Origin of the sequence: Cellulosimicrobium sp. CpK407 (assembly GCF_051844275.1) — a bacterium.
In the GTDB taxonomy this organism is placed as follows: Bacteria; Actinomycetota; Actinomycetes; order Actinomycetales; family Cellulomonadaceae; genus Cellulosimicrobium; species Cellulosimicrobium cellulans_G.
Genome location: NZ_JBGNYC010000018.1, coordinates 1 through 24,504 on the forward strand (window position 1 = coordinate 1; position 24,504 = coordinate 24,504).

Genomic DNA, 24,504 nt, shown 5'->3' on the forward strand with positions numbered 1-24,504 from the left:
CCCGATCAGCGCGTTGTGGCCCGCGACGATCATGCAGATGCACCCGCACGCGACGGTGCTGGTCGACGACGCGGCGGCCTCGCGTCTGCAGCTCGGGGACTACTACCGCCAGACGTACGCGTCCAAGCCGGACTGGCAGGGCCTGTAGACCCTCCGCCGATGAACTCTCGTGGGCCGTGGCCCGCGAGGCACAGCCGCCCGCCGGCGCGCGGTCCACGCCCCTGGACCGCCGCGCCGGCGGGCTCTCTCGTCTTCCGTGCCCGGGTCCGTGCGTGCCGACCGATGACGTGGTGCCACCCGGGTGTCGGCGCCCCGACGTAGACTTCCCTCCATGATCGAACTCCGCGCGAGCACTCCCCCCGGAGGTCCTGAGGACCCGTTCCGGAACCCTGCGACCGAGCCGACGACCGGCACGTCGACCGGGGTGCTCGAGCGCGAGGAGACGCGCGAGCAGACCGAGCCGGGCGACCACGAGCGCTTCGCGCACTACGTGCGCAAGGAGAAGATCATGGAGTCCGCGCTCTCCGGCAAGCCGGTGATCGCGCTGTGCGGCAAGGTCTGGGTGCCCGGTCGCGACCCGAACAAGTTCCCCGTGTGCCCCACGTGCAAGGAGATCTACGAGGGACTGCGAGACCCGCAGGACGGCGAGGGTGACTCCGGCAAGTGAGCGGGGAGCACCACACGACGTCCACCGGTCACTCCGCCTCCGACACCCGTAGCAGGACCACCCCGCCCGCGCCGCAGAGCCCTTCGTCCGCGGCGGCGTCGCACCTCTCGCCCGCGTTCCCGCGTCGCGCCCCGTGGGGCTCGGCGTCGAAGCTGCGTGCGTGGCAGGCCGAGGCCCTCGAGCTGTACCGCACGCGTGCGCCGCGGGACTTCCTCGCCGTCGCGACCCCCGGGGCGGGCAAGACCACGTTCGCCCTGCGCGTCGCGACCGAGCTGCTCGAGCAGGGGATCGTGCGCCGGGTGACGGTCGTCGCGCCGACCGAGCACCTCAAGCACCAGTGGGCGGACGCCGCGGCGCGCGTCGGCATCCGGATCGACCCGAACTTCCGCAACAGCCAGGGGCGGCACGGCGCCCACTACGACGGCGTCGCGCTGACCTACGCGCAGATCGCCGCCAAGCCCGCGCTGCACGCGGCACGGACGACCGCCGACCGGACGCTCGTCATCCTCGACGAGGTGCACCACGGCGGCGACGCGCTGTCGTGGGGCGACGCGGTGCGCGAGGCGTTCGAGGACGCGACGCGTCGTCTCGCGCTCACGGGGACGCCCTTCCGCTCCGACACCGCGGCGATCCCGTTCGTCGAGTACGAGCGCGGCCCCGACGGCATCCGCCGCTCGCGCGCGGACTACACGTACGGCTACGGCGACGCGCTGCGCGACCACGTCGTGCGACCCGTGCTCTTCCTGTCGTACTCGGGGAACATGCGCTGGCGGACGAAGGCCGGCGACGAGGTGAGCGCGCGCCTCGGCGAGGCGCTCACCAAGGACATGACCGGCCAGGCGTGGCGCACGGCGCTCGACCCGAACGGCGAGTGGATCCCGTCGGTCCTCGCGGCGGCCGACAAGCGGCTGACGGAGGTGCGTCGCGCGATCCCCGACGCCGGGGGACTGGTCATCGCCACCGACCAGACCGACGCGCGCGCCTACGCGGGTCACCTCGCGCGCATCACCGGGAAGTCCCCGACCGTCGTCCTCTCCGACGACGACGGGGCGAGCAGCCGGATCGAGGAGTTCTCCGACGGCGACGGCCGGTGGATGGTCGCCGTGCGCATGGTGTCGGAGGGCGTGGACGTCCCGCGCCTCGCCGTCGGCGTGTACGCGACCTCGACGGCGACCCCGCTGTTCTTCGCGCAGGCCGTCGGGCGGTTCGTGCGGGCGCGCAAGCGGGGCGAGACGGCGTCGGTGTTCCTGCCGAGCGTCCCGCACCTGCTGGAGCTCGCGAACGGGCTCGAGATCGAGCGCGACCACGCGCTCGACCGGCCGCTCACCGCGGAGGAGCAGGGAGAGGGGTTCAACCCCGAGGACGCGCTCCTGGCGGAGGCGAACCGCGAGGACAAGGCGTCGGGCGAGCTCGTCCAGGGCTCGTTCGAGGCGCTCGAGGCGCAGGCCTCGTTCGACCGCGTGCTGTTCGACGGCGGCGAGTTCGGCACGGGCGCGGACGTCGGGTCGGACGAGGAGCTCGACTTCCTCGGCCTGCCGGGCCTCCTCGACGCCGACCAGGTCACCACGCTGCTGCGTCAGCGCCAGGCGGACCAGATGAGCGCCCGCTCGAAGTCCAGCCAGTCGGCGGAGCGGGAGCGGTCCGAGATGGACCACCGTCGGGCCGCGGAGCTCCGCAAGGAGCTCCAGCAGCTCGTCTCCGCGTGGTCCCGCCGGAGCGGGCAGCCGCACGGATCGGTGCACACCGAGCTGCGCCGCCGCTGCGGCGGACCCGAGGTCCCGCTCGCGACGGTCGAACAGCTCGACGCCCGTGTCGCGACCGTCCGTGGCTGGTTCGTCGGCAAGCGGTAGTCGACACCGTCCCCGCGCGTCAGGGGAGCGTGTGCACGACCGTCGGGATCGCGGGGTCCCCGGCGGACAGGCGTCGTGCGCCGCGGGGCAGCTCGGCGCGGGCCTCGCGGTGGCGGTGCGCCGCGTTCTGGACGCCGTAGGACCCGACCCAGCGGGAGTCGACCGCGCCGTCGACGACGAGCGGGACCTGGAGCGGGCGCAGGTCGCCGTCGTCGGGCTCCCACTCCTGGACCGGGAGGTCGGCGCCCGTGACGACGACCTCCTCGACCGCGCGCCCGTCGACGTCGAACCGGCGCGCGGCGACCTTGCGCCCGCCGGTGCTGGTCTTGGCCGTGGACGCCTTGGCGACGGGCTGGAGCACGCCGGTGGAGTCGGCGCGCGCGACGAGCTTGTAGACCATGCCGCACGTCGGCGCGCCGGAGCCGGTGACGAGCGACGTGCCCACGCCGTAGGAGTCGACCGGGGCGGCGGCGAGCGACGCGATGGCGTACTCGTCGAGGTCGGACGTGACGGTGATCTTCGTGTCGTGCGCACCGAGCGAGTCGAGCTGGCGCCGCACCTCGACGGCGAGGACACCGAGGTCGCCCGAGTCGAGACGGACGGCGCCGAGGCGCCCGCCGGCGGCCCGGACCGCGTTCTGGACCCCCTTGCGCACGTCGTAGGTGTCGACGAGGAGCGTGGTCTCGGGCCCGAGGGAGGCGACCTGCGACGCGAAGGCGGACTCCTCGTCGTCGTGCAGGAGCGTGAACGCGTGCGCGGCCGTGCCGATGGTCGCGAGCCCGTAGCGGCGTCCTGCCTCGAGGTTCGAGGTCCCGGCGAACCCGCCGACGACGGCGGCACGCGCCGCGGCGACGGCGGCCTGCTCGTGCGCGCGCCGCGCGCCCATCTCGAGGCAGGGGCGCTCGACGGCGGCGCTCGTCATGCGCGACGCGGCCGAGGCGACGGCGGAGTCGTAGTTGAGGATCGACAGCACGAGCGTCTCGAGCAGGACCGCCTCGGCGAACGTGCCCTCGACGGTCATCACGGGGGAGTGCGGGAAGAAGACCTCGCCCTCGGCGTACCCGGTGATCGTCCCGGTGAACCGATACCCGGCGAGGAACTCGAGGGTGCGGTCGTCGACGACGGACTGCGCGTGCAGCCAGTCGAGCTCCTCGGCCCCGAAGCGGAACGACGAGAGCGCCTCGAGGACGCGTCCGGTCCCCGCGAGGACCCCGTAGCGCCGCCCGGGGGGCAGGCGGCGCGTGAAGACCTCGAACAGGCAGTGCCGGTCGGCGGTGCCGTCCGCGAGCGCGGCCTGGAGCATCGTCAGCTCGTAGCGGTCGGTGAGCAGGGCGGTCGACGCGACCGGCCGGTACGGCGGGCGCTGCGGGACCGGGCCGGCCTGTCCCGGCGAGGCAGCGCTGTCGGTCGGGGAGAGGGCGACGCTGCCCGGATCGGCGAGGCTCATGCGGAATACGGTAGGGCAGCGACGGGCACGACGGGTGTCGACAGGCCCACGAATACAGTGGTGGCGTGAGCCCCCAGCCGATCTTCACCCGCGCCGTCGGCGCGCGGGCGTCCGTGACCGTGCCCGAGGAGGCGACCCGGGTCGACGAGTCCGTCCTCCCCGACAGCCCGTGGGTCACCCTCGTGTGGAACGACCCGGTCAACCTCATGAGCTACGTCGCGTACGTGTTCGAGTCCTACTTCGGGTACGCCGCGGAGCGCGCCCACGAGCTCATGCTCCAGGTGCACCAGGAGGGTCGTGCCGTCGTGTCGACGGGCGACCGCGAGCGCATGGAGGTCGACGTGCAGGCGATGCACTCGTACGGGCTGTGGGCGACGCTCCAGAAGGACGGCGAGCAGTGAGGCCGTTCCGCGCGGAGGCGCACGGGTACGTCGCAGAGCTCGAGCCGTCGGAACGGATCGTGCTGGCCCAGCTCGCGGGCGACGTCGCGCAGATGCTCCAGGAGGGCGTGCCCGGTCGGGTGCCGGGGGAGCCCGGGCCGTCCGGGCCCGGCGACGGGTGGGCGCCCGCCGGCTGGACGGGCCCGGTGCCCGGTGGGCACGGGTCGGACGCGACGCCCCCGCCCGACCCGGCGGTGCGTCGTCTGCTCCCCGACGCGTCGGACGACGTCGAGGTGGCTGCCGAGTTCCGGCGGTTCACGCAGGACGACCTCGCGGCGCGCAAGGTCGGGCGGCTGGTGCGGCTGGCGCGCTTGCTCGTGGACCCGGAGCCCGCCGAGGTGGCCCCGTTCACGGTCGCGCGCGACGAGGCCGAGGACGTGGCGGGGGCACTGACGGACGTCCGCCTCGTGCTCGCGGAGCGGCTCGGCCTGCGGACCGACGAGCAGGTCGAGGGCTTGTACGACGAGCTGGACCGCGAGGGCGACGACGGCCCGGACGACGGCGAGGTGGGCGGCGCGCCGCGCCGCTTCCTCGTGAGCGTGTTCCTGCTCACGGGACTGCTCCAGGAGTCGCTCGTGGACGGCATGCTCGCCGACCTGCGCGCGGGGCGCGGCCGGCCCTGAGGGTCGTGCCGCGCGTCGGGCCGGACGGGCGACCGCCCTGTGGGCGCTGCCACAGGCGGCAGCCGCGGTTCGGTGCGCCCCGCGCGCGGGCGCGCCAGTAGGCTCGGGCGGGTGAACGACGCTCCCATCGGGATCTTCGACTCGGGCGTGGGCGGCCTGACCGTCGCGCGCTCGATCCTGGACCAGCTCCCGAACGAGTCCCTCCTCTACATCGGGGACACCGCGAACGGCCCCTACGGGCCCAAGCCGCTCGCGGCGGTCCGGGCGATGGCGCTGGCGATCATGGACCAGCTCGTCGACGACGGCGTGAAGATGCTGGTCATCGCGTGCAACTCGGCCTCCTCGGCGGTCCTGCGCGACGCCCGCGAGCGGTACACGCAGCGTCACGGCCTGCCGGTCGTCGAGGTGATCCTCCCGGCGGCGCGGCGCGCGGTCGCGGCGACGCGCTCGGGGCGGATCGGGGTCATCGGGACGCGCGCCACCATCACGTCGAGGTCCTACGAGGACGCGTTCGCCGTCACGCCGGGCCTGCACCTGACGACCCAGGCGTGCCCGGACTTCGTGCCCCTCGTCGAGCAGGGCGTGACGTCGGGGCCCGAGGTGCTGGAGGTCGCGCACCGCTACCTCGACCCGGTCAAGGCGGCGGGCGTCGACACGCTCGTGCTCGGGTGCACCCACTACCCCCTCCTGACGGGCGCGATCTCCTACGTCATGGGCGAGGAGGTCACGCTCGTGTCGAGCGCGGAGGAGACCGCCAAGGACGTCTACCGCACGCTCGTCGCGCACGACCTCGAGCGCTCGCGCGACGCGGGGCCGCCGCAGCACCGCTTCCTCGCGACGGGCAGCGCGGAGCCGTTCGAGCACCTGGCGCGCCGCTTCCTCGGCCCCGAGGTGCTCCGCGTGGAGGCGGCCTGATGCGCCTCGTCACGGTCGGGTGCTCGGGGTCGTTCGCCGGGCCCGAGTCGCCCGCGTCGTCGTACCTCGTCCAGGTCCCGGCCGCCGAGGCCGCGGCCGCGGGCTTCGAGGCGCGCGAGTGGAACGTCGTGCTCGACCTCGGGAACGGGTCGCTGGGTGCGCTCCAGCGGTTCGTGGACCCGCTCGACCTCGACGCGGTCGTGCTGTCGCACCTGCACCCCGACCACTTCGTCGACGTCTGCGGGCTGTACGTCTACCTGCGCTACCACCCCGAGCGCGGCTCGACCCGGACCGGGGTGCCGAGCCGGCTGACGGTGCTCGGTCCGTCGGGGACGGCCGCGCGCATCGAGGCGGCGTACGGCGCCGAGCCGGGCGACGGGATGACCGAGGAGCTCGACGTGCGGGTCTGGGACCCGGGCGCGCCCGTCCAGGTGGGGCCGTTCACGCTGGAGCCCTATCGCGTGTTCCACCCCGTCGAGGCGTACGGCGTGCGGGTCACCGGGCCCTCGTCCGCGCGGCCCGGCGAGCGGGCCGTGCTCGCGTACACGGGCGACACCGACGCGTGCGACGGCGTCGTCGAGCTCGCGCGGGACGCCGACCTGCTGCTGTCGGAGGCCGCGTTCCACGAGGGCCGCGACGACGGCGTCGAGCGCGGCATCCACCTCACGGGGCGCCGGGCGGGCGAGGTCGCGACGGCGGCCGGCGCGCACCGCCTGGTGCTGACGCACCTCCCGGCGTGGAACGACCCCGAACGCTCCCGCGCGGAAGCGCGCGAGTCGTACGCGGGTCCGGTCGACGTCGCGACGACGGGCGCGGTGTTCGACCTCTAGTCCCTGAGTGCGGGGGACCTGTCGCCCGCACGGCGTCGTGACGACAGACACCCGGCACTCAGCGGGTGCCGGGTGGTCGGTAGGGTGGCGGCATGACCATCCCCGCATCGTCCTCGGACACGGGCGCGCGCCTGCGCGCCGACGGCCGCACGCCCGACCAGCTCCGCCCCGTGACCATCACCCGCCACTGGCTCGACCAGGCCGAGGGCAGCGTGCTCGTCGAGTTCGGTCGCACGCGCGTGCTGTGCGCGGCGTCGTTCACGGAGGGCGTGCCGCGCTGGCGCAAGGGGTCGGGCGAGGGCTGGGTCACCGCCGAGTACGCGATGCTGCCGCGCGCGACGAACGAGCGCAGCCAGCGCGAGTCGGTCAAGGGCAGGATCGGCGGGCGCACGCACGAGATCTCGCGTCTCATCGGCCGGTCCCTGCGCGCGATCATCGACGTCTCGGCGCTCGGCGAGAACACGATCGTGCTCGACTGCGACGTCCTGCAGGCCGACGGCGGCACGCGCACCGCGGCGATCACCGGCGCCTACGTCGCGCTCGCCGACGCCGTCGCGTGGGGCCAGCGGCACGGCCACATCACGGGCGGCAAGCCCGTGCTGACCGACTCCGTCGCGGCGGTGAGCGTCGGGATCATCGACGGCACGCCCATGCTCGACCTCCCGTACGTCGAGGACGTGCGCGCCGAGACGGACATGAACGTCGTCGTCACGGGCTCCGGGACGTTCGTCGAGGTGCAGGGCACGGCGGAGCACGCGCCGTTCGACCGTGCCGAGCTCGACGCGCTGCTCGACCTCGCGGTGGCAGGCACGGCCGACCTCACCGCGATCCAGCGCGCGGCGCTCGCGGCGGACGCGCGGTGAGCGGCGCGCCCGGGGCGACGGGCGTCGTCGTGCCCGACGGCGCGCGCCTCGTCCTCGCGACGCACAACCCGGGCAAGATCGCCGAGCTGCGAGCCATCCTGGCCGCTGAGCTCGACGCGCACCCGGGGCTCGAGCTCGCGCCCGAGGCGATCGTCGGCGCGGGCGACGTGGGCGCGCCCGAGCCGGTCGAGGACGGCGTGACGTTCGCGGAGAACGCGCTCATCAAGGCGCGCGCGCTCGTCGCGGCCACGGGGCTGCCCGCCGTCGCGGACGACTCGGGCCTCGCCGTCGACGTGCTCGGCGGCGCCCCCGGGATCTTCTCGGCGCGCTGGGCCGGGCGGCACGGCGACGACGTCGCGAACCTCGAGCTCCTGCTCGCCCAGCTCGGCGACGTGCCCGCCGAGCACCGGGCAGCGGGCTTCGTGTGCGCGGCGGCGCTCGTCACGCCGGACGGCACCGAGGTGGTGCGCACCGGCGAGATGCGCGGGACCCTTCTGACCGCACCGCGCGGTGAGAACGGGTTCGGGTACGACCCGATCCTCCTGCCGGACGAGCAGCCGGACCCCGGCGCGCCCGCCCGCTCCGCGGCCGAGCTCAGCCCCGCGGAGAAGAACGCCGTCAGCCACCGGGGCAAGGCGTTCCGCGCGCTCGCACCGGAGATCGTGACCGTCCTCTCGTCGAGGTAGAGGCCCGGTACGGCGAGGGAGAGGCCCGGTCCCAGACCACGCCTCTGCCTCGGGCGACCACGCCTCTACCTCGGGGCGCGGGCCGCGCGGAAGCGCGTGACGAGCGTGGCGACGAGGCGCCACCCGACGAGCGTCGCGAGCAGGAACAGCGCGGAGACCACGAGGAACGGCACGGCGAGGCCCTCGCCCGTCAGGGCCCGCAGGGCCATGCCGACGGCCCACGTCAGCGCCCACGCGCCGACACCGACGGGCCAGGGCGCGAGCGGGCGTCGCCACGCGCGCAGCACGATCCACGCGACCGCGAGGCCGACGAGGAACGGCCACGCGATGCCGGCGACGGCGGTCAGGGGGCTGTTCGCGGAGTGGGTCGCGCGGCCACCGGCGGCGAAGGCGAGGACGCTCACGACGTCGAGCGCGACGGCGAGCGCCACGGCCCCGGTCGTGGCCCGGTCCGTCGGGGACGCCGTCGTCGTCCCGGGGGTGCCGGCGGCGGGAGACGGGACGTTCGCGTGGTCCGGTCCGGAGGGCGCGGTGCTCATGGGCTCGACCGTACCCCGCTCGCGAGATCGGCCCGTACGGTCGAGATCGACCCTCGGGAGGTCGATCTCGCGCCGCGGGGGCCGATCTCGCGGACCATAAGGTAGTCCCCGTGCATCTTGCCGCCGACGACCTCGCCTTCGCCTACCCCGGACGACCCGTCCTCGACGGGGTCGGGGTGCGCGTCGCGGCGGGGACGCGGCTCGGGGTGGTGGGGGAGAACGGCACGGGCAAGTCGACGCTGCTGCACGTGCTGTCGGGGGACCTCGCGCCGAGCCGCGGGGAGGTCCGGCGCGCGGGCTCGCTCGCGCTCGTCGAGCAGGAGCTCGCGATCGCGCCGGGCCAGACGGTCGGCACGCTCGTCGCCGCGACGCTCCGCGGGCTGCGGGCGGTCGCGGCGGAGCTCGAGGCGGCAGCACGCGACTTCGACCACGAGGCCGGCGACCTCGCCGAGCTCACGGAGATCCTCGGGCGGGCCGAGCACCTCGCGGTGTGGGACGCGGACCGGCGCGTCGACGTCGCGCTCTCGCGGCTCGGCGCGTGCCGCGACCGGGACCGCGAGCTCGCGACCCTGTCCGTCGGCGAGCGCTACCGCGTGCGGCTCGCGTGCCGGCTCGCCGAGCGTGCCGACCTGCTCCTCCTCGACGAGCCGACCAACCACCTCGACACCGGCGGGATCGACTTCCTCACGGGCGAGCTCGTCGCGTGGCGCGGCGGCGTGGTGATGGTCACGCACGACCGGCAGCTCCTCGACGACGTCGCGACCGAGATCCTCGACCTCGACCCGGCCATGGACGGGAAGCCGGTGCTCTACGGGCAGCCGGGCTACCTGTCCTACCGGTTCGCCAAGAACCAGGCGCTGCACCGCTGGCGCCAGCGGTTCCGTGCGGAGCAGAAGCGCGCGGAGAAGCTCGCGGCGGTGCTCGACGCGTCGTACGAGGGGCTGTCCGACGAGTGGCGCCCGCCCAAGGGCAGCCAGAAGCACCGTCGCGCGACGCGGGCCCGCATCCACGTCAAGGCCGCGGACCGGCGCCTCCAGCAGCTCGAGGCGGAGGCCGTCGAGGTCCCGGTGCCGCCGCTCCAGCTCGTCTTCCCCGAGCTGCCCGCGATGTCGCCGGGCTGGGACCCGGGCGACCCGGTCCTCGAGCTGCGCAGCCCGCGCGTCGGGCCCGACGGCGGCGCGCGCCTCGACCTGCCCGGGACCCGGGTCGCGCTCCCGCCCTCGGGCCGGCTCCTCGTCACCGGGCCGAACGGCAGCGGCAAGTCGACGTTCCTCGCGGCGCTCGCGGGACTGGTGCCCCTCGACCGCGGGGCACGGTCCGTGGTCGACGGCGCACGGCTGGGCGTGGTCGCGCAGGAGGGCCCGGCGCTGCCCCCCGAGGCCGAGGACCGCACCGGGTTCGACGAGTACGCGCGCGAGGCCCTCGAGCTGCTCGACGCGGGACGCCTGGACCCGGACCACCTCGTGCCGGTCGCGTTCCTCGGCCTGCTGACCGAGGAGGACCTGGAGCGCCCGCTGCGCGAGCTGTCCGCGGGGCAGCGGCGCCGCTTCGACCTCGCCCGGGCGCTCCTGGCCGCGCCGCACGTGCTGATCCTCGACGAGCCGACCAACCACCTCTCGATCGACCTCGTCGACGAGCTCACGCAGGCGCTGCGGGTCACGCCCGCGGCCGTGGTCGTCGCGACGCACGACCGTCGGATGCGCGAGGACCTCGACGACTGGCCGAGGCTCGAGCTCGGGGGCTGACCCCGGCGGCGAGACCGGCACGACCTGCGACGGCACCGACGCGCGACGGCACGGATCCGCGGCGGTACGGATCCGCGGCGGCACCGACCCCGATCCCTACCAACCGCGGGAGCTTCAGCGGCCCTCGGCCGGGCTCGCCGCGGGCACGAGCACCTTGCCCAGCGCGCGGCCCCACGCCCGGGCGCGGTCCAGCTCGCCGTCGTCGAGCGGCCCCTCGACGTCCCCGACGTAGAACGACGCCGGGGGAGTGACCAGGCGGAAGCCGGCGCGGCGCAGCACCTTGGCCGCGCCGCGCGCGGCGGAGCCGGGCAGGGGCTTGACCTTGGTGACGCGCGTGTCGAACGTCGCGGCCAGGCGCGTCTCGTCCTGGCGCGGGACGGAATCGACCCACTCGCGCAGTCCCGTCGCGCGGTCGGACACGTCGCCGCTCGCGCGCTGCACGGCCTCGGCGCGGGTCGTGGGCCGGGTCATGCCGAAGGCGTGGGTCGGGCCGCCGGCGACGACGAGGCCCATGTGCCGGAGCGCCTCGGGGCTCGCCGCGGGGTCGGTCACGTCGACCACCGTCACGCGGACCGTCTCGCTCAGCCCCTCGGCGACGGCCTGCGCGACCCGCTCGCTGTTCCCGTACATCGACTCGTAGACCACTGCGGCATCCATGGCGCGCCCCTTCGTCGAACGCCCGTCCGGACCGGACGGGTCCCCTCCGTCCAGCCTCCGGGCGAGGGCACGCCCGGCCCAGGGCCGAGCGGACGGAGCGCGGGGGTCGTTGGTCCCTGGCTCGCCGTCGTCCGGTGGACGAGGCGTCAGGGGGCCGGGCGCAGCCGCGCGTCGACGAGGCGCACGACCCACGCCAGCGCGAGGAAGACGACCGCGACGACCGCCGTGTTGACCAGCGCCCGGCCCAGGCCGAGCGCGCTCACGTCGAGGAACGGGTACGGGTACCAGCCGACGGCCGCGCCTCGGACGAACGTGTACGCGATCCATGCGAGGGGGTAGACGACGGACCACCACACCGTCGCGGCGTCGACCCGGGGGCGCGGACCGACGAGGAGCCACGCCGCGACGGCGAGCACGGGCGCGAGCAGGTGCAGGAGCAGGTTCGAGACCTGGCCGGCGGCGCTCAGCTCGGCGAGACCGCGCAGGACGGTGTTGTAGACGAGGCCGGTGACGGCGATGCACAGCAGCGCGTCGAGGTGCGCGACGCGGAGCACCGGGCCGTCGCGCTCGGGCCGCACCGCGAGGAGGACCGAGACGATCCCGACGAGCAGGTTCGACTGGATCGTGAAGTAGGAGAAGAGGCGCACGAGCCGCTCGGCCTGGCTCGGGGCCGTGCCGGGCCCGTCGACCAGCGCGATGACGAGCTCCATGGCGACGCCCGTGAGCGCGGCGAGCGCCACGAGCGCGTGGAGCACCCGAGCGGCGGCGATCCGGCGTCCGGCCGCCGGGACGCGCGGTGCGCCCGTCACGGGAGGCGGCCCACGTACGCCATCGCCTGGCGCAGCAGCACCCCCTGGCCGCCCCGCATCTCGAGCTGCACCTCGTCGCTGCACGCCTGCTCGGGCGTGAGCCACGCGAGCTCGAGCGCGTTCTGCTGCGGGCGGCAGTCGCCCGTCACCGGCACCACGTACGCGAGCGACACCGCGTGCTGGCGGGGGTCGTGGTAGGAGGTGATGCCCGGCGTCGGGAAGTACTCGGCGACCGTGAACGGCTGCGGCGACGCGGGGACCTGGGGGAGCGCGACCGGGCCCAGGTCCTTCTCGATGTGCCGCAGCAGGGCGTCGCGGATGCGCTCGTGGAACATCACGCGGCCGGAGACCAGGGCGCGCGTCATCATGCCCTCCGGCGTGACGCGCAGCAGGAGCCCGACCGCGACGACGTCGCCCGAGTCGTCGACCCGCACCGGGACGGCGTCGACGTAGACGAGCGGGAGCTGCGCACGGGCGACCGCGATCTCCTCCGGGCTGAGCCAGCCCGCGGGCTGCGGGTTCTCGTGGGAGAAGTCGTCGGGCACGAAGTCGGCGGTGTCGGTCACGCGACTGTTCTACCCCGTGCGGTGCGCCGGGGCGAGTCCGCTCACGGCGCGCCGGGACCGGCGGGCGGCTCGGCGACCCGCGCGACGATCTCGACGAGCGCCCGTTCCGCCACCGCCGCCGGCAGCACCTCCATGACGGCCATGAGCGGCGCGAGCCGGTCGGGCAGGACGGAGCGGGCCGTCCCGCCGCGCTCGCCGCCGTCCACGGCGAGCGCCGCGAGCAGCGCCTCCCAGACGGCGTCGGCGGTGGGCTCCGGCGCAGCGCCGTCGGTGCCCGGGGCGAACGCCCCCGCGAGCGCGCCGAGCACGGCGCTCACGTCGGGGCGCGGCTCGCCGCGGACGGCGTCGGCCCCCTGGACGAGCGCCGCCACGAGGCCCTCGACGCCCGCCTCCGTCACGGGGGTGACCGTCAGGTGGGTCGTGTGCGGCAGGTGGGTCCCGTCGTCCTGCGCGAGCCCGGGCTGGGGCTGGAGGCTCCAGCCGAGCGACCGGACGGCGTCGGCCCACAGGTGCGGGTCGACCTGCCGCGCGGCCGGGACGGACTCGTCGCAGGCCACCGCGACGAGGGGGCCGGTCGGGTGGCCGACGACGCGCAGCCCGTCGATCCCCTCGATCGCCGCACGCAGCGCCCGGGTCGCGCGCACGCACCGTGCGGTGAGGGCCGTGTACCCGGGCGTCCCGAGGGCCTGGCTCACGGCCCACGCCGCGGCGAGCGGGGCCGCCGAGCGCGAGCCGGACGTCGTCGGGTTGACCACCGGGTAGCCGGGCCAGCCCGTCGTCGCGAAGAACTGGCGGCGCTGCCGGTCGCGGCCGCGCACGAGCAGGACCGACGTGCCCTTGGGGGCGTAGCCGTACTTGTGCACGTCCGCGGAGATGCTCGTCACACCGGGCACGGAGAAGTCGAACGCGGGCACCTGCTCGCCGCCCGCGTCCTCCCAGAACGGCAGGACCCACCCACCGACGCACGCGTCCACGTGCACCGGCACGCCGCGCGCGGCGGCCGCGGCGGCGACCTCGGCCACCGGGTCGACGACGCCGTGCGGGTACGACGGCGCGGACACGACGACCAGCGCGACGTCGTCGCCGTCGGGCCCGCCGTCGAGCGCCGCGACGAGGTCGGCGGCGGCGAGCGTGCCGGTCGCGGGGTCGACCGGCACGAGCGTGAGGTCGACGTCGAGGTACTGCGCGGCCTTGCGGAACGCCGCGTGCACGCTCACCGGGGCGACGACGCGCGGGCGCACGCCGGGCCGGGCCGCGCGGGCGGCGTCGCGGGCGATCTTCACGGCGAGGAGGCAGCTCTCGGTCCCGCCCGACGTCACCGAGCCCACGACGGCGTCCGGCCCCGCAGCGGGCCCACGGAGCATGGCCCGGGCGAAGGCGACGAGTTCGGACTCCATGACGGCCACTGAGGTGAACGTGGTCGGGTCGAGGCCGTTGACGGGCTGGACCGCGCGGGCGGCCGCGGCGGCGAGCTCGTCGAGCTCGGCGAGACCCGGGTCGTAGACGTAGGACAGGACGCGGCCCCCGTGCGTGGGGGCGTCGGCGGCGCGGAGCGCGGCGAGCCGGTCGAGGATCCCGTCCGTGCGCAGCGGGACGTCGCCCGGCGCGCCCCCGGAGTGCTCCGAGGAGGGGTCAGTCGTGCGCTCGGTCGGTGGAGGCGTGGTCACGCGGCAGCTCCGGTGCTGTGTCGTCGATGTCCCCCTTGCGCAGACCGTACCGTACGAGCGGTACGAGGCTTGTCAGCACGAGGACCGCGGGGACGACCGAGAACGCCAGGGCGATGCCGTCGACGGCCGCGGTCGGCTGCGCCACGGTCTCCCCGGCGCGCGACGACACGTAGCCCGTGATGCCGAGGACGAGCGAGAGCACCGCGGCGCCGAGCGCCATGCCCGTGGTCTCGCCCGCCGTCCACACGCCGCTGAACGCCCCGCCGCGCCCCTCGCCGTGCGTGCGCGCGTCGTGGGCGATGACGTCCGGGAGCATCGCGAGCGGCAGCGCCTGCATGCCCGCGTAGGCGATCCCGGCGAGGGCCGTCGGGCCGTACACCCACGCGCCGGGCGCCCAGAGGAGCGGCACCATCCCCAGTGCGGCGACGGCGAAGAGCACCGTGGCGACGACGAAGCCGCGCTCCTTCCCGTCGCGGCGCGCGAGCCGGGTCCACAGGGGCATGCAGAGCAGGGCGGGGGCGATGAGGGCGGCGAAGAGGTAGCTCACCGCGGCCTCGTCGTGGAGGACGTACCGGGCGACGTAGGCCGCGCCCGCGAGCATGAGGCCGGTGGCGACCGCCTGGAGGAAGAACGCGGACAGCAGCGTGCGGAACGGCCGCGAGCGGCGCAGCGCGTCGAACGCCTCGCGGACCGCGACGGTCCACGCGCGCGAGGCGGACGTCGAGGCGGCGGGGGCGAGCGGCGTCGTCGTCCCGACGGGCGAGCCCGCGTCCCGGGCGCCCGGCGTGCGTGGGGCGACGCGGGTGGCGACGAGCATCCCGGCGCCGATGACGAGGCCGGACACGACGCCCATGACGAGGTAGCCCGAGGTCGAGTCGCCGCCCCCGCGCAGCGCGGGGCCGCCCGCGCCGAACAGCAGGATCGCGAACGCGAGCGCCGCGACGCGCCACGCGAGCAGCCGCGTGCGGCCGTCGTAGGTGGGGTCGAGCTCGGCCGGCAGGGCGATGTACGGGACCTGGAAGAGCGAGAACGCCGTCGCGGCGAGGAGGAACGCGACGAGCACCCAGATCGCCGCCGCGGTGGGCCCGGCCGCGGCGGGGACGGCGAACGTCAGCGCGAAGAAGACGGGCAGCGTGAGGGCGCCGATCGTCATGAAGCGCCGGCGCGAGCCGGTGCGGGCGAGGTCGCGGTCGGAGCCGTACCCGATGAACGGGTCGATGACGACGTCCCAGACCTTCGCGCCGGTGACGATGAGCCCCGCGACCGCGGCGGGCACCGCGAGCGCGTCGGTCAGGTACACGAGCAGCACGAGGCCGGGCAGGGTGCCGAAGCCCCCGGTGCCGACGGAGCCGGCGGCGTAGCCGGCGATGGTGGCGCGCGAGAGCCGGGGGGAAGCGGTGGCGTTCGTCACAGGGGCAGCGTAGAGGCTGGTCGCGCCCGGGGCGGGTCGAGGTCCACGCCGTGCCGGGAGAGCGAGGGGAATACGTGGGGGAGGATCGTTGCTCTACGAGGCAGACACCCCCACCGTCCCAGGAGGATCATCCATGGCCACGCAGACGCTCACCGAGTCCACCTTCGAGCAGACGATCACCGAGAACGACATCGTCCTCGTCGACTTCTGGGCCGACTGGTGCGGACCGTGCAAGATGTTCGCCCCGGTGTTCGAGGCGTCGTCGGAGGAGAACCCGGACGTGGTGCACGGCAAGATCGACACCGAGGCCGAGCGCGGCCTCGCGGCGGCCGCGAACATCACGTCGATCCCGACGCTCATGGCCTTCCGCGAGGGCATCCTCGTCTTCTCCCAGCCGGGTGCGCTCCCCGCGCCCGCGCTCAAGCAGGTCGTGGACGCCGTCAAGGGCCTCGACATGGACGACGTGCGTCGCCAGATCGCCGCGGCGAACGACGGGACCCCGGCGCAGGACGCCTGACCCGTCCCCGCGCACGCGAACGGCCCGGCACCTGGAGGTGCCGGGCCGTTCGCGTCTCGGTCAGAGGCCGTCGTGCGCGCGCAGGGTGCGCCTCGACGGAAGAAGCCGGTGCCCGCACCGGCAGGGGGCAATGGTGCGGACACCGGCTCTGGCGTCAGGCTAGCCGCCCAACTGGACGGGCGTCCAGTTGATGGGCGGGTGAATCCCGTCGGCGGGCGCCAGCGCCCGTGGCAGGGTCGTCGCAGCGCCTCCTCGGGTGCGGGCATCGCGACGGATGGCGCGCCCCCGGGGCGCTCGACCTCGCGCTGGACGGCACCGTCACCGCGCTCACGGCCGACGAGGCCGAGGTTCTTCCGGTGGGTCGACGACCTCGCAGCCGTGCGAGCGCCCTCGACGCCCCCGGGTCGAGGTCGTCGGGGGCGTGCAGGGCATTGGGAGCGTGTCGTCCCCGCAGCTCCGCGACCTGGACGGCAACCTACTAATTGCCCCGCGCCCGGAACTGGCGCGACGGTGCGGATCGTGCAGAGAAACTGCAGTCTCATCGGCGCTGGTGCGCTGGCCGAGGCGGTACTGAAGGCGATGGAAAAGGAGCGGGGTCGTCTGGTCGACCGCGCACCTCCCTCGTCTGCGAGTCGGCCGACTTCCACCCGTGTGGCGCCACAACGCCGCGCCGACCACTGTCGACGAGCCAGTTTCGAACTCCCATTGATCCGGCGTGGAAGACTCCTCCGTGCCTCAGGGATTTGGCGGGCGGGCTGCCCCAGAACGTGGGCAGCCCGCCCCGACTGGCGCGTCACCCGCGCGGGGGGTAGGGGTCGTCGCCGTAGGTGCGCTCGTCCTCGATCGTGCCGTCCTTGCGGTGGATGATCAGCTGGCTCGGCGCGTTGCGCCTCGCCACGTCGACGCCGGCACTGACGGCCGCTTCCTTGGTGAAGTGCGTCGAGAGCGTGGTCTGCTGGTGCGTCACGTTCCACTTGTCCGAGACGGACCGGTAGACCACGTCGTATCGCTTGCGCGCCATGATCAGTTCTCCTTCCTGACGCCCTTGAACGGACGCCCATCGCTCTTGCCGTCCATGAACCGGCCTGTCCCAGAGTCCCGCTTCACGAACGACTTGGTTCGCGGGTTGTAGGTCTGGGACCGGCCAGTCACCGCCCCTCGCCGGTGACCTTTACCCGTGTTGGTGGCCATCGACTTCCTCCTTGCATCCGGGGTTGCGCTGCTGCAACGTCGTATCTGCACCGTAACGGTCTCGCATCGGTGGCGCAACCGCGTGTCGCTACTGATACGCTCGGGTCGTGGAGACACTCGAGCCATGAGTCGAACGGTGAATGTCGAGCAGTTGGCACGCGTCCTGGAGGCAAGGATCACGGCCCAGGGGGGCACCTGGCGCCAAGCCGCCGGAGAGATCGGCGTCAGCCCGGCGCTCCTGTCTCGGCTTCGTAACGGTCAGCAACCTGACCTGCCTTCGTACGCGAAGATCACGCGCTGGCTGAACATGTCTGCCGACGAGTTCCTCGTCGATCCGGCTGCTTCTGCGACCACGCGCAGCCAGGACGGTGCTCCTCCGCCGGAGCTCGCCAGCGAGGTGAGCGCGCTACTTCGTGCTCGGCGAGACCTCGCAGATGACGACAAGCGGTACCTCGAGGAGATCTTTTCCGCGACGCTGCGGCACGTACGTGCCCGCCAGTCGGCGGACGGATGACAGCATGGCAGCAGCATCCAAGGCCGCGCTGCAGAGGCTCGCGAGCGAAGTGCGCTCCGAACTCGATCTGGACGGCCAATCTCCCTTCGACTTCGACCGATGGTCGGAGGAGTACAGCATCCCGATCGTCTCGGCGGCAGCTGTCGGTGCAAGCGAGGTCGCAGTAGCCCACTTCACTCGGTTCGCGCCGCATCTGTGGTCTGCAGGGCTGATACGGGACGGGACCGGGCAGATCATCGTGTTCAACCCTGCCCACTCGCCGGTTCGAGTGCGCTCGAACCTCGCCCACGAGGTGGCACACATCGTTGCCGAACACGTGCTCGGCACGACGTGGCTCGATGAGGATGGCGGGTGCACTGGGACGGGGAAGGTGCAGGAACAGGAGGCGGCCGAACTCGCCGGGGCGCTACTGGTGCCGCCTGAAGCGGCCAAGCGCGCGGCGATGTACGGCCGTGCGCCCGAGACCGTCGCCCGTCAGTTCGATGTCAGCGTCGAGATGGCCGAGTGGCGCATGCGAATGTCAGGGGGCGCGGTCATCGCCAAGCGGTGGCGGGCTCGCAGCGGGAGGTAGGGATGCGCTATCGCGCAGCTCGGCCGACTCCTGCTTCGTTACACCGGGCTGCCCGCCGTCTTCGCCATCGGCCGCCTCGAGCCAAGTACGGAGACAGGACTCGGTGATCCCGAAGTGCTTGGCAATCTGAGCGATCGAGCCGCACTGGCGGGCAACGGCGCCCACATCACGACGGAACTCGGCGCGATAGGGCTTGGGAAGCGGGACATCCTTCCAGCGAGGACCGCAGTCCTCACAGATCAGGAGCCAACCGATGCTGGGGCAGTCCCACCTGCGGGCCGGCGTACTTACCCGTGATGTAGACAGTAGGTCGTCTATGGTGCGCGAGGCGGGACTCGAACCCGCACGTCCGAGGACACCAGGACCTAAACCTGGCGCGGCTGCCAGTTACGCCACTCGCGCGCGGTGGTCAGTCTACGGCGCGAGCGCTGCGCTCCCGGTCGGGCGACGCGTCCGAGGACGCCGCGCTCGTGCGGGGACGCAGCGCTCGCGCCGCGACGGCTACTTCGGGTCGATGCCCAGGTCGCGGCGCAGCTTGGCCACGTGGCCCGTCGCCTTGACGTTGTACTGCGCGAGCTCGACCGTGCCGTCGGGGTCGACGACGACCGTCGAGCGGATGACGCCCACGACGGTCTTGCCATAGAGCTTCTTCTCGCCCCACGCGCCGTACGCCTCGAGGACCGTCTTGTCGACGTCGGAGACGAGCGGGAACGTGAGGTGCTCGGCCTCGACGAACGCCGCGATCTTGTCCACGGGGTCGGGGGAGACGCCGACGACCGAGTACCCCGCGCCCTGGAGCGAGGCGAGGCTGTCGCGGAAGTCGCACGCCTCGGTCGTGCAGCCGAGGGTGCCGGCGGCCGGGTAGAAGTAGACGACGACGTGCTTGCCGCGCAGGTCGGAGAGCGTGACGGTGCTGCCGTCGGCGGCGGGCAGGGTGAAGTCGGGAGCGGTGTCGCCGACGGTGAGGCGCGTGGACATGGATCTCCTTCGGTCCGGCCAGGGTGTGGGTTCGAGCGTAGGTGAGGCGTCGCGGCACCGGTAGCGTTGTGGCTGTGAGCAAGACGACGTCCGCGCCCTCCCCCTCCTCGCCCCGTTCGTCCTCCGCCCGGCCGGCGGCCCGTGACCTGCCGATCCGGATGCTGCACGACCGGCTCCTCGTCGACCCGGAGGTCGACGCGAGCGAGCGCCAGAGCTCGGCGGGCCTCGTCATCCCCGCGACGGCCGTGGGCCCGAAGCGCCTGGCGTGGGCCGTCGTCGTCGCCGCTGGTGAGCACGTGCGCCAGGTGGCCGTGGGCGACCGCGTCCTGTTCGACCCGGATGACCGCGCGGAGGTCGAGCTCGGGGGTCGGGACCTCGTGCTGCTGCGCGAGCGCGACGTGCACGCCGTGTCCCAGGAGGTCGAGGAGGACGGCCGGACGGGCCTCTACCTCTAGGCGCGCCTCTCGACGTCGCCACGACGCGCCCCGTCGGAGGCTGTCGCCGACGTCACACGGGGACGGGCGGAACGGATTTTCCCGGCGCGCCCGTGGCTGCTAGTGTTTTCTCTCGCGCGCCATTAGCTCAATTGGCAGAGCAGCTGACTCTTAATCAGCGGGTTCGGGGTTCGAGTCCCTGATGGCGCACCACCACCGATCGGGCCGTCCGCACGCGGGCGGCCTGAGCCGTGCCGGTCGAGGGACCGGGGCGGCGGCGGGTGCGGGACCCTCGTGCAGGACGACCCGTGGCCGCTGGTAGTGTTCCCTCTCGCGCGCCATTAGCTCAATTGGCAGAGCAGCTGACTCTTAATCAGCGGGTTCGGGGTTCGAGTCCCTGATGGCGCACCCTTCCTGACCAGGCCGTCCACCCTCCGGGTGGGCGGCCTGCGTCGTCCCCGGGGTCCGCCGCACCCGTGCCGGTGCCGGAGTCGTCGCGCGCTCCCCGCCGGGCGCTCCGTCCTCCGTCCCTGTCCCCGTCCCGTCACCGTGCCGGGCACCGGACCGTCTCCCGGTGTTCGGATCGCGTTCGTCCCGTCTCGTCCGAGAGTTCACCCGTGCCCGGAATGGTCCGGTACGGGTGCGCTCGCCGCGGACGCCGGACGGTCGTGCCCTTGCCTGTCGACGACGAAAGGACACACCGATGCGCACGCCCGTGCACACGCCCCGCACCCGGAGAAGACGCCGAGGGCTCGCCGCCGTGGTCGGAGCGAGCCTCGCCGTGGGGGCCGCGCTCCCCGTGACGGCGGCCGTGGCCGCCGACCGCGCGCCCACGCAGCGCGCCGCCGCGGCGGCCGAGGAGCCGAGCGGGATCCCGGTGCTCCACCCGACGCCCGGGACGTACCTGGACGGCACGGTGACCGTCACGGCGCAGCCCGTCCAGGCCGGTGACCCGGTCCGCGAGCTGGCGGTCGACGGCCGTCCGCTCGGGGGCGCCACGGCGACCCCCGCCACGTCGCGCCTCCTCTTCGACGTGGGCAGCAACTCGATCGAGAAGCGCTACGGCAGCTACGTGCTCGTCAACGGCACGCGACTCGACCTCGACCGGGACATGGTCTCCGAGCGCGTCGCGCTCGACGTGCCGAACGACCTGCTGGTCCAGGGGGAGAACGCGGTGCGGTTCGTCGTGGGCGCCGTCCCCACGTCGTGCGGCTCGAACTACGACGACTTCGACCTCACCGAGGTCTCGCTCGAGCTGCTCGGCGAGGTCGCCGACGGCTCCGGCAACCGCTTCTCCTACCAGTTCGGCGACGGCTCGTGCGGGACGAACACGTCCCGCGTCCTGACGGCCGACCTGACGTTCACGGTCGCCCAGGATCCGGCCGCGACGACCGGCCTCGCGGCCGAGCTCGACACGACGACGCTCGAGAACGGTGCGCACACCCTCACGGCCACGACCGCGTCGGGCCAGACCGCGACGAGCGGCGTGACCGTGAACAACTCCGCGCCCGGCGCGCCGGCCCTGACCCCGGCGGACGGCGAGCTCCTCAACGGCACGCGGACCGTCCTCGCGACCCCGCCCGCCGGTGGCGACGCCCCGACGGGGATCGAGGTCGACGGCGCGCCGCTCGCCACCACTGCGACCCTCGGCGCCGGCTCGTCGCAGTTCGTCTTCACCGTGGGCTCGAACTCGATCGAGGCCCGTTACGCCAACCACCTGCTCGTCAACGGCCAGCGCATCGACCTCGTCGACCGCGACTACGTGAGCGAGACCGTGCGCGTCGACGTGCCCAACGCGTACCTGGGAGCCGGCCGCAACACCGTCCGGTTCGTCACGGGCACCTACCCGACCTCGTGCGGCGACAACCGGGACGACTTCGCGATCTCGGGCATCGGCCTCGTGCCGAGCCACGGCACCGCGACCCCGGTCGACGTCGCGTCGTCGTACTCGCTCGGTGACGGCGACTGCGGCTCGAGCGCGACCAAGCCGCGCGAGGCCGTCCTCACGTTCGACGTCGTCCCCGCCGCCGACGCCCCGGCGCCCGGCCTGCGCGCGGACCTCGACACCGCCGCCCTCGCCGACGGCGAGCACGTCCTGACCTCCTCGACCGCCGCAGGGGCCACGGCCCGGCGCACGGTCACGACCGACAACACGGGCCCCGCCGTCGCGTCGAGCACGCCCGCCGCCGGGGCCGAGCTCGCCACGGCGACCAGCCTCGCCGTCGAGCTCACGGACGCGTCGGGCGTGCTCGAGGGCCCGTCCGTCACGCTCGACGGCGAGGCCGTCGAGGCGGGCGCGCTCGTCGGCCCGGGCCTCGAGCCCGGGGCGCACACCCTCGTCGTCACGGCGACGGACGTGCTCGGCAACGCGAGCACGCACGAGATCGGCTTCACGAGCCTCGGCGTCCCGGACGTCCTGACCGACCTGACCCCCGCGACCGGCACGACCGGCGTCGAGGGCTCCGTCGAGCTGGGCGCGCGCGTGAGCGCCCCTGGCGGCGGTGACGTCACGGCGACGTTCGCGCGCGCCGACGTGCGCTCGCCCGTGGCCGCGGCGCAGGGCGAGACCGCCGCGGTGCCCACCGACGTGCTGCACGTCGAGGGCGAGAGCCCGGCCGACGTCGACGCGCTCGTCCCGGGCGACGGCGCGACGCTCGACGCGGCGCCCGCCGCCGACGTCGCGTTCCAGCGCTTCGAGATCCCGGCGGAGGGCGACGTGGCGGGGCAGACCGTCCGGTGGGACGGCGTCATCGACCCGCAGCGCCTCGCGACGCTCCACGTCTGGGACGGTGCGGCCTGGGAGGCGCTGGCTTCCGCGCGCGGCGCCGTCGAGGGGCCGACGAGCCTGACGGCCACGCTGTCCGCGCGGCACGCGACGCAGGGGACGGTCCACGTCCTCGTCACCGGCACCGACCCGTTCGCCGACGACATCGACGACGGCGTCGGCACCGAGGAGCCGACGTCGTTCGCGGACCGCGACGCGTACGACTTCTCGATGGTCCACTTCACCGACACGCAGTACCTGTCCGAGGGTGCCGTCGAGCAGGAGACCGCCGAGGAGCGTGCGGTCTGGGCGAAGGCCTACACCGACCTCGTGCAGTGGGTCGTCGACAACGCGGACGAGCGCGGCATCGAGTACGTCGCGCACACGGGCGACATCGTCGAGAACTACACGCGCACGCCGGCGGACGACGCGATGGCGGCCCAGGTCCGCGGCGAGTACGAGTTCTCGTCGTCCGCGCAGCGGCTGCTCGACGACGCGGGCATCCCCAACGGCGTCCTGGCGGGCAACCACGACAACCTCACGGGCGCCGACAACGGACCCGGCGCGCTCTACAACGCCTACTACGGGCCCGAGCGGTACGAGGCGCTGTCGGCCGGCTGGCAGGACGCGTCCTACGGCGGCCCGTGGCGCGAGGGCGACAACCAGAACCACTACGACCTGTTCACGGCCGGCGGTCTGGACTTCGTCGCCGTGTACCTCTCGTACGGCGTGACCGACGAGGAGGCCGCCTGGGCAGACGGCGTGCTCGAGCAGTTCGCCGACCGCAACGCGATCCTGCTCGCGCACGACTACCTCGCGCCGAGCACCAACCCCGACGGCCGTGGAGCGCCGTTCTCCACCCCGGACGGGCGCCTGCTGTACTCGAAGGTCGTCGAGCCGAACCCGAACGTCTTCCTCGTGCTCTCCGGCCACGAGCACGGCGTGGGCATCAACGTGAAGCGCGACGTCGGCACGCCCGGCAACGGCGTCGTCGAGCTGCTCGCGGACTACCAGTTCTACGAGGTCACCGCCGAGGAGGCCGGTCTCACCGAGATCGGCGGCTACGCGCCCGACCAGGGCCTGCGGCTCGGGTCGAGCTACCTGCGCCTGCTCCAGTTCGACGTCGACCGCTCCGAGCTCGTCGTCGACACGTACTCGCCGTGGCTCGAGAACTTCGGGGCCACGGAGTACGACGACCGCCAGCGCTACAACGGGCTCGAGGACGACTTCACGGTGCCGGTCGACCTCACGACCCGCACGACCACGCTCGTGACGGATGCCGTGGCGCTCTACGCCCCGGCCGAGGAGATCGGGAGCACGACCGTGCCCTCGGGCGAGGTCGCGACCGTCACCTGGGACGGCCTCGAGGCGGGCGCGCTGCACGCGTGGGTCGTCACCGCGACGAGCGCCGGCGGGGGAACGGCGGTCTCGCCGGTCACGACGTTCACGACGGCACCCGCCCAGGACGGCCTCGTCGTCTCGACGACGGCGCGCAGCCAGTGCATGGCGGGCGCGGCGTACGTCGCGGTCCGCGCGACCAACGCCGACACCGTGCCGGTCGACGTCACGCTGAGCACGCCGTACGGCGAGCGCACCGTGACGGACGTGCAGCCGGGCGCGTCGGCGTACCAGGCGTTCGCGGTCCGCTCGGCGCAGGTCGCGGCGGGCAGCGCGCACGTGGCCGCGAGCGGAGGCGACCGCACGTTCGCGGGCGACGTCGCGTTCGACGCGCTGTCGTGCGGCTGACCCGTGCACCCCGCGGGTGACCGGGGCGACCCGGTGACGCGCGGCGGCGAGAGGTGAGACGTGGCCCCCGAGCA

23 protein-coding genes, 3 tRNA genes and 1 pseudogene are annotated in these 24,504 nt (G+C 74.0%); 17 read left to right on the forward strand and 10 right to left on the reverse strand.

Annotation, left to right across the window (positions count from 1 at the left end):
• The 3 genes and pseudogenes from ABWU78_RS09855 to ABWU78_RS09865 form a co-directional block, all read left to right on the forward strand.
• Positions 1 to 148, forward strand: a pseudogene (locus ABWU78_RS09855) (glucosamine-6-phosphate deaminase); the annotation flags it as partial.
• Between the two features lie 183 nt (positions 149 to 331).
• A complete protein-coding gene (locus tag ABWU78_RS09860) occupies positions 332 to 667 on the forward strand; it encodes a DUF3039 domain-containing protein (protein WP_141388733.1) in 336 nt (111 codons plus the stop codon).
• Entirely contained in the window at positions 664 to 2,517 is a 1,854-nt protein-coding gene (locus ABWU78_RS09865) for a DEAD/DEAH box helicase (RefSeq protein WP_253051153.1), read from the forward strand. Before ABWU78_RS09860 ends, ABWU78_RS09865 begins: the two co-directional genes overlap by 4 nt.
• A 19-nt stretch (positions 2,518 to 2,536) precedes the next feature.
• Here the strand turns inward: ABWU78_RS09865 and ABWU78_RS09870 are convergent, their stop codons facing one another.
• A complete protein-coding gene (locus ABWU78_RS09870) occupies positions 2,537 to 3,964 on the reverse strand; it encodes a nicotinate phosphoribosyltransferase (protein ID WP_290444919.1) in 1,428 nt (475 codons plus the stop codon).
• Positions 3,965 to 4,077: 113 nt separating this feature from the next.
• On the opposite strand from ABWU78_RS09870, the gene clpS reads away from it, so the two are divergent.
• The 6 genes from clpS (at position 4,078) to rdgB (ending at position 8,321) form a co-directional block, all read left to right on the forward strand.
• Positions 4,078 to 4,365 carry an ATP-dependent Clp protease adapter ClpS gene (clpS, locus tag ABWU78_RS09875; protein ID WP_253051450.1) on the forward strand — a complete coding sequence of 96 codons (288 nt, stop codon included), beginning with the start codon at positions 4,078 to 4,080 and terminating at the stop codon, positions 4,363 to 4,365.
• On the forward strand, positions 4,362 to 5,027 hold the full coding sequence (locus ABWU78_RS09880) for a DUF2017 family protein (RefSeq protein WP_353708036.1): 666 nt from the start codon (positions 4,362 to 4,364) through the stop codon (positions 5,025 to 5,027). The genes clpS and ABWU78_RS09880 overlap by 4 nt, the downstream gene beginning before the upstream one ends.
• Before the next feature lie 111 nt (positions 5,028 to 5,138).
• The gene (murI, locus tag ABWU78_RS09885; RefSeq protein ID WP_253051155.1) at positions 5,139 to 5,942 is read left to right on the forward strand and encodes a glutamate racemase; all 804 of its coding nucleotides are present in this window, start codon (positions 5,139 to 5,141) and stop codon (positions 5,940 to 5,942) included.
• Entirely contained in the window at positions 5,942 to 6,772 is an 831-nt protein-coding gene (locus ABWU78_RS09890) for an MBL fold metallo-hydrolase (protein WP_353708037.1), read from the forward strand. The genes murI and ABWU78_RS09890 overlap by 1 nt, the downstream gene beginning before the upstream one ends.
• A 92-nt stretch (positions 6,773 to 6,864) precedes the next feature.
• Positions 6,865 to 7,635, forward strand: coding sequence for a ribonuclease PH (rph, locus tag ABWU78_RS09895; protein WP_253051157.1), 771 nt, complete (start codon positions 6,865 to 6,867; stop codon positions 7,633 to 7,635).
• The gene (gene rdgB, locus ABWU78_RS09900) at positions 7,632 to 8,321 is read left to right on the forward strand and encodes an RdgB/HAM1 family non-canonical purine NTP pyrophosphatase (protein ID WP_439158228.1); all 690 of its coding nucleotides are present in this window, start codon (positions 7,632 to 7,634) and stop codon (positions 8,319 to 8,321) included. Before rph ends, rdgB begins: the two co-directional genes overlap by 4 nt.
• A 65-nt stretch (positions 8,322 to 8,386) precedes the next feature.
• On the opposite strand, the gene ABWU78_RS09905 is transcribed toward rdgB, so the two are convergent.
• A complete protein-coding gene (locus ABWU78_RS09905) occupies positions 8,387 to 8,860 on the reverse strand; it encodes a DUF3054 domain-containing protein (RefSeq protein WP_439158229.1) in 474 nt (157 codons plus the stop codon).
• Between the two features lie 110 nt (positions 8,861 to 8,970).
• On the opposite strand from ABWU78_RS09905, the gene ABWU78_RS09910 reads away from it, so the two are divergent.
• The gene (locus ABWU78_RS09910; protein ID WP_253051160.1) at positions 8,971 to 10,605 is read left to right on the forward strand and encodes an ABC-F family ATP-binding cassette domain-containing protein; all 1,635 of its coding nucleotides are present in this window, start codon (positions 8,971 to 8,973) and stop codon (positions 10,603 to 10,605) included.
• Between the two features lie 114 nt (positions 10,606 to 10,719).
• On the opposite strand, the gene ABWU78_RS09915 is transcribed toward ABWU78_RS09910, so the two are convergent.
• The 5 genes from ABWU78_RS09915 to ABWU78_RS09935 form a co-directional block, all read right to left on the reverse strand.
• Positions 10,720 to 11,262 (reverse strand): flavodoxin family protein, encoded by a 543-nt coding sequence (locus tag ABWU78_RS09915; RefSeq protein ID WP_439158230.1) that lies wholly within the window; start codon positions 11,260 to 11,262, stop codon positions 10,720 to 10,722.
• A gap of 146 nt (positions 11,263 to 11,408) precedes the next feature.
• A complete protein-coding gene (locus tag ABWU78_RS09920) occupies positions 11,409 to 12,071 on the reverse strand; it encodes a Pr6Pr family membrane protein (RefSeq protein ID WP_439158231.1) in 663 nt (220 codons plus the stop codon).
• Positions 12,068 to 12,637, reverse strand: a complete 570-nt coding sequence (locus ABWU78_RS09925; protein ID WP_087471623.1) for an NUDIX hydrolase family protein — start codon at positions 12,635 to 12,637, stop codon at positions 12,068 to 12,070. The genes ABWU78_RS09920 and ABWU78_RS09925 overlap by 4 nt, the downstream gene beginning before the upstream one ends.
• Positions 12,638 to 12,678: 41 nt before the next feature.
• Complete coding sequence (locus tag ABWU78_RS09930) at positions 12,679 to 14,304, reverse strand: aminotransferase class V-fold PLP-dependent enzyme (protein ID WP_439158232.1); 1,626 nt, start codon at positions 14,302 to 14,304, stop codon at positions 12,679 to 12,681.
• Positions 14,270 to 15,715: an MFS transporter gene (locus ABWU78_RS09935; protein ID WP_439158233.1), complete on the reverse strand. Its 1,446-nt coding sequence runs from the start codon at positions 15,713 to 15,715 to the stop codon at positions 14,270 to 14,272. The genes ABWU78_RS09930 and ABWU78_RS09935 overlap by 35 nt, the downstream gene beginning before the upstream one ends.
• 133 nt (positions 15,716 to 15,848) lie before the next feature.
• Between ABWU78_RS09935 and trxA the strand changes: the two genes are divergently transcribed.
• Positions 15,849 to 16,232 carry a thioredoxin gene (gene trxA, locus ABWU78_RS09940; RefSeq protein ID WP_253051165.1) on the forward strand — a complete coding sequence of 128 codons (384 nt, stop codon included), beginning with the start codon at positions 15,849 to 15,851 and terminating at the stop codon, positions 16,230 to 16,232.
• A 793-nt stretch (positions 16,233 to 17,025) separates the two neighbouring features.
• Here trxA and ABWU78_RS09945 read toward each other — a convergent pair.
• A complete protein-coding gene (locus ABWU78_RS09945) occupies positions 17,026 to 17,253 on the reverse strand; it encodes a DUF2188 domain-containing protein (RefSeq protein ID WP_353708045.1) in 228 nt (75 codons plus the stop codon).
• Between the two features lie 294 nt (positions 17,254 to 17,547).
• Between ABWU78_RS09945 and ABWU78_RS09950 the strand changes: the two genes are divergently transcribed.
• Together ABWU78_RS09950 and ABWU78_RS09955 are read left to right on the forward strand one after the other, a co-directional pair.
• Positions 17,548 to 17,937 (forward strand): helix-turn-helix transcriptional regulator, encoded by a 390-nt coding sequence (locus tag ABWU78_RS09950; protein ID WP_353708046.1) that lies wholly within the window; start codon positions 17,548 to 17,550, stop codon positions 17,935 to 17,937.
• A 4-nt stretch (positions 17,938 to 17,941) separates the two neighbouring features.
• Positions 17,942 to 18,508 (forward strand): ImmA/IrrE family metallo-endopeptidase, encoded by a 567-nt coding sequence (locus ABWU78_RS09955; RefSeq protein WP_353708047.1) that lies wholly within the window; start codon positions 17,942 to 17,944, stop codon positions 18,506 to 18,508.
• A gap of 317 nt (positions 18,509 to 18,825) precedes the next feature.
• Here ABWU78_RS09955 and ABWU78_RS09960 read toward each other — a convergent pair.
• A tRNA-Leu gene (locus ABWU78_RS09960) sits at positions 18,826 to 18,910 on the reverse strand.
• Positions 18,911 to 19,009: 99 nt separating this feature from the next.
• The gene (gene bcp / locus ABWU78_RS09965) at positions 19,010 to 19,486 is read right to left on the reverse strand and encodes a thioredoxin-dependent thiol peroxidase (RefSeq protein WP_439158234.1); all 477 of its coding nucleotides are present in this window, start codon (positions 19,484 to 19,486) and stop codon (positions 19,010 to 19,012) included.
• Positions 19,487 to 19,560: 74 nt separating this feature from the next.
• On the opposite strand from bcp, the gene ABWU78_RS09970 reads away from it, so the two are divergent.
• From ABWU78_RS09970 to ABWU78_RS09985, 4 genes are all read left to right on the forward strand, one after another.
• Positions 19,561 to 19,941, forward strand: a complete 381-nt coding sequence (locus ABWU78_RS09970; protein WP_439158235.1) for a GroES family chaperonin — start codon at positions 19,561 to 19,563, stop codon at positions 19,939 to 19,941.
• Between the two features lie 116 nt (positions 19,942 to 20,057).
• Positions 20,058 to 20,133, forward strand: a tRNA-Lys gene (locus ABWU78_RS09975).
• Positions 20,134 to 20,255: 122 nt separating this feature from the next.
• A tRNA-Lys gene (locus ABWU78_RS09980) sits at positions 20,256 to 20,328 on the forward strand.
• Between the two features lie 295 nt (positions 20,329 to 20,623).
• Positions 20,624 to 24,430, forward strand: coding sequence for a metallophosphoesterase (locus ABWU78_RS09985; RefSeq protein ID WP_439158236.1), 3,807 nt, complete (start codon positions 20,624 to 20,626; stop codon positions 24,428 to 24,430).
• The last annotated feature ends 74 nt before the right edge of the window (positions 24,431 to 24,504 follow it).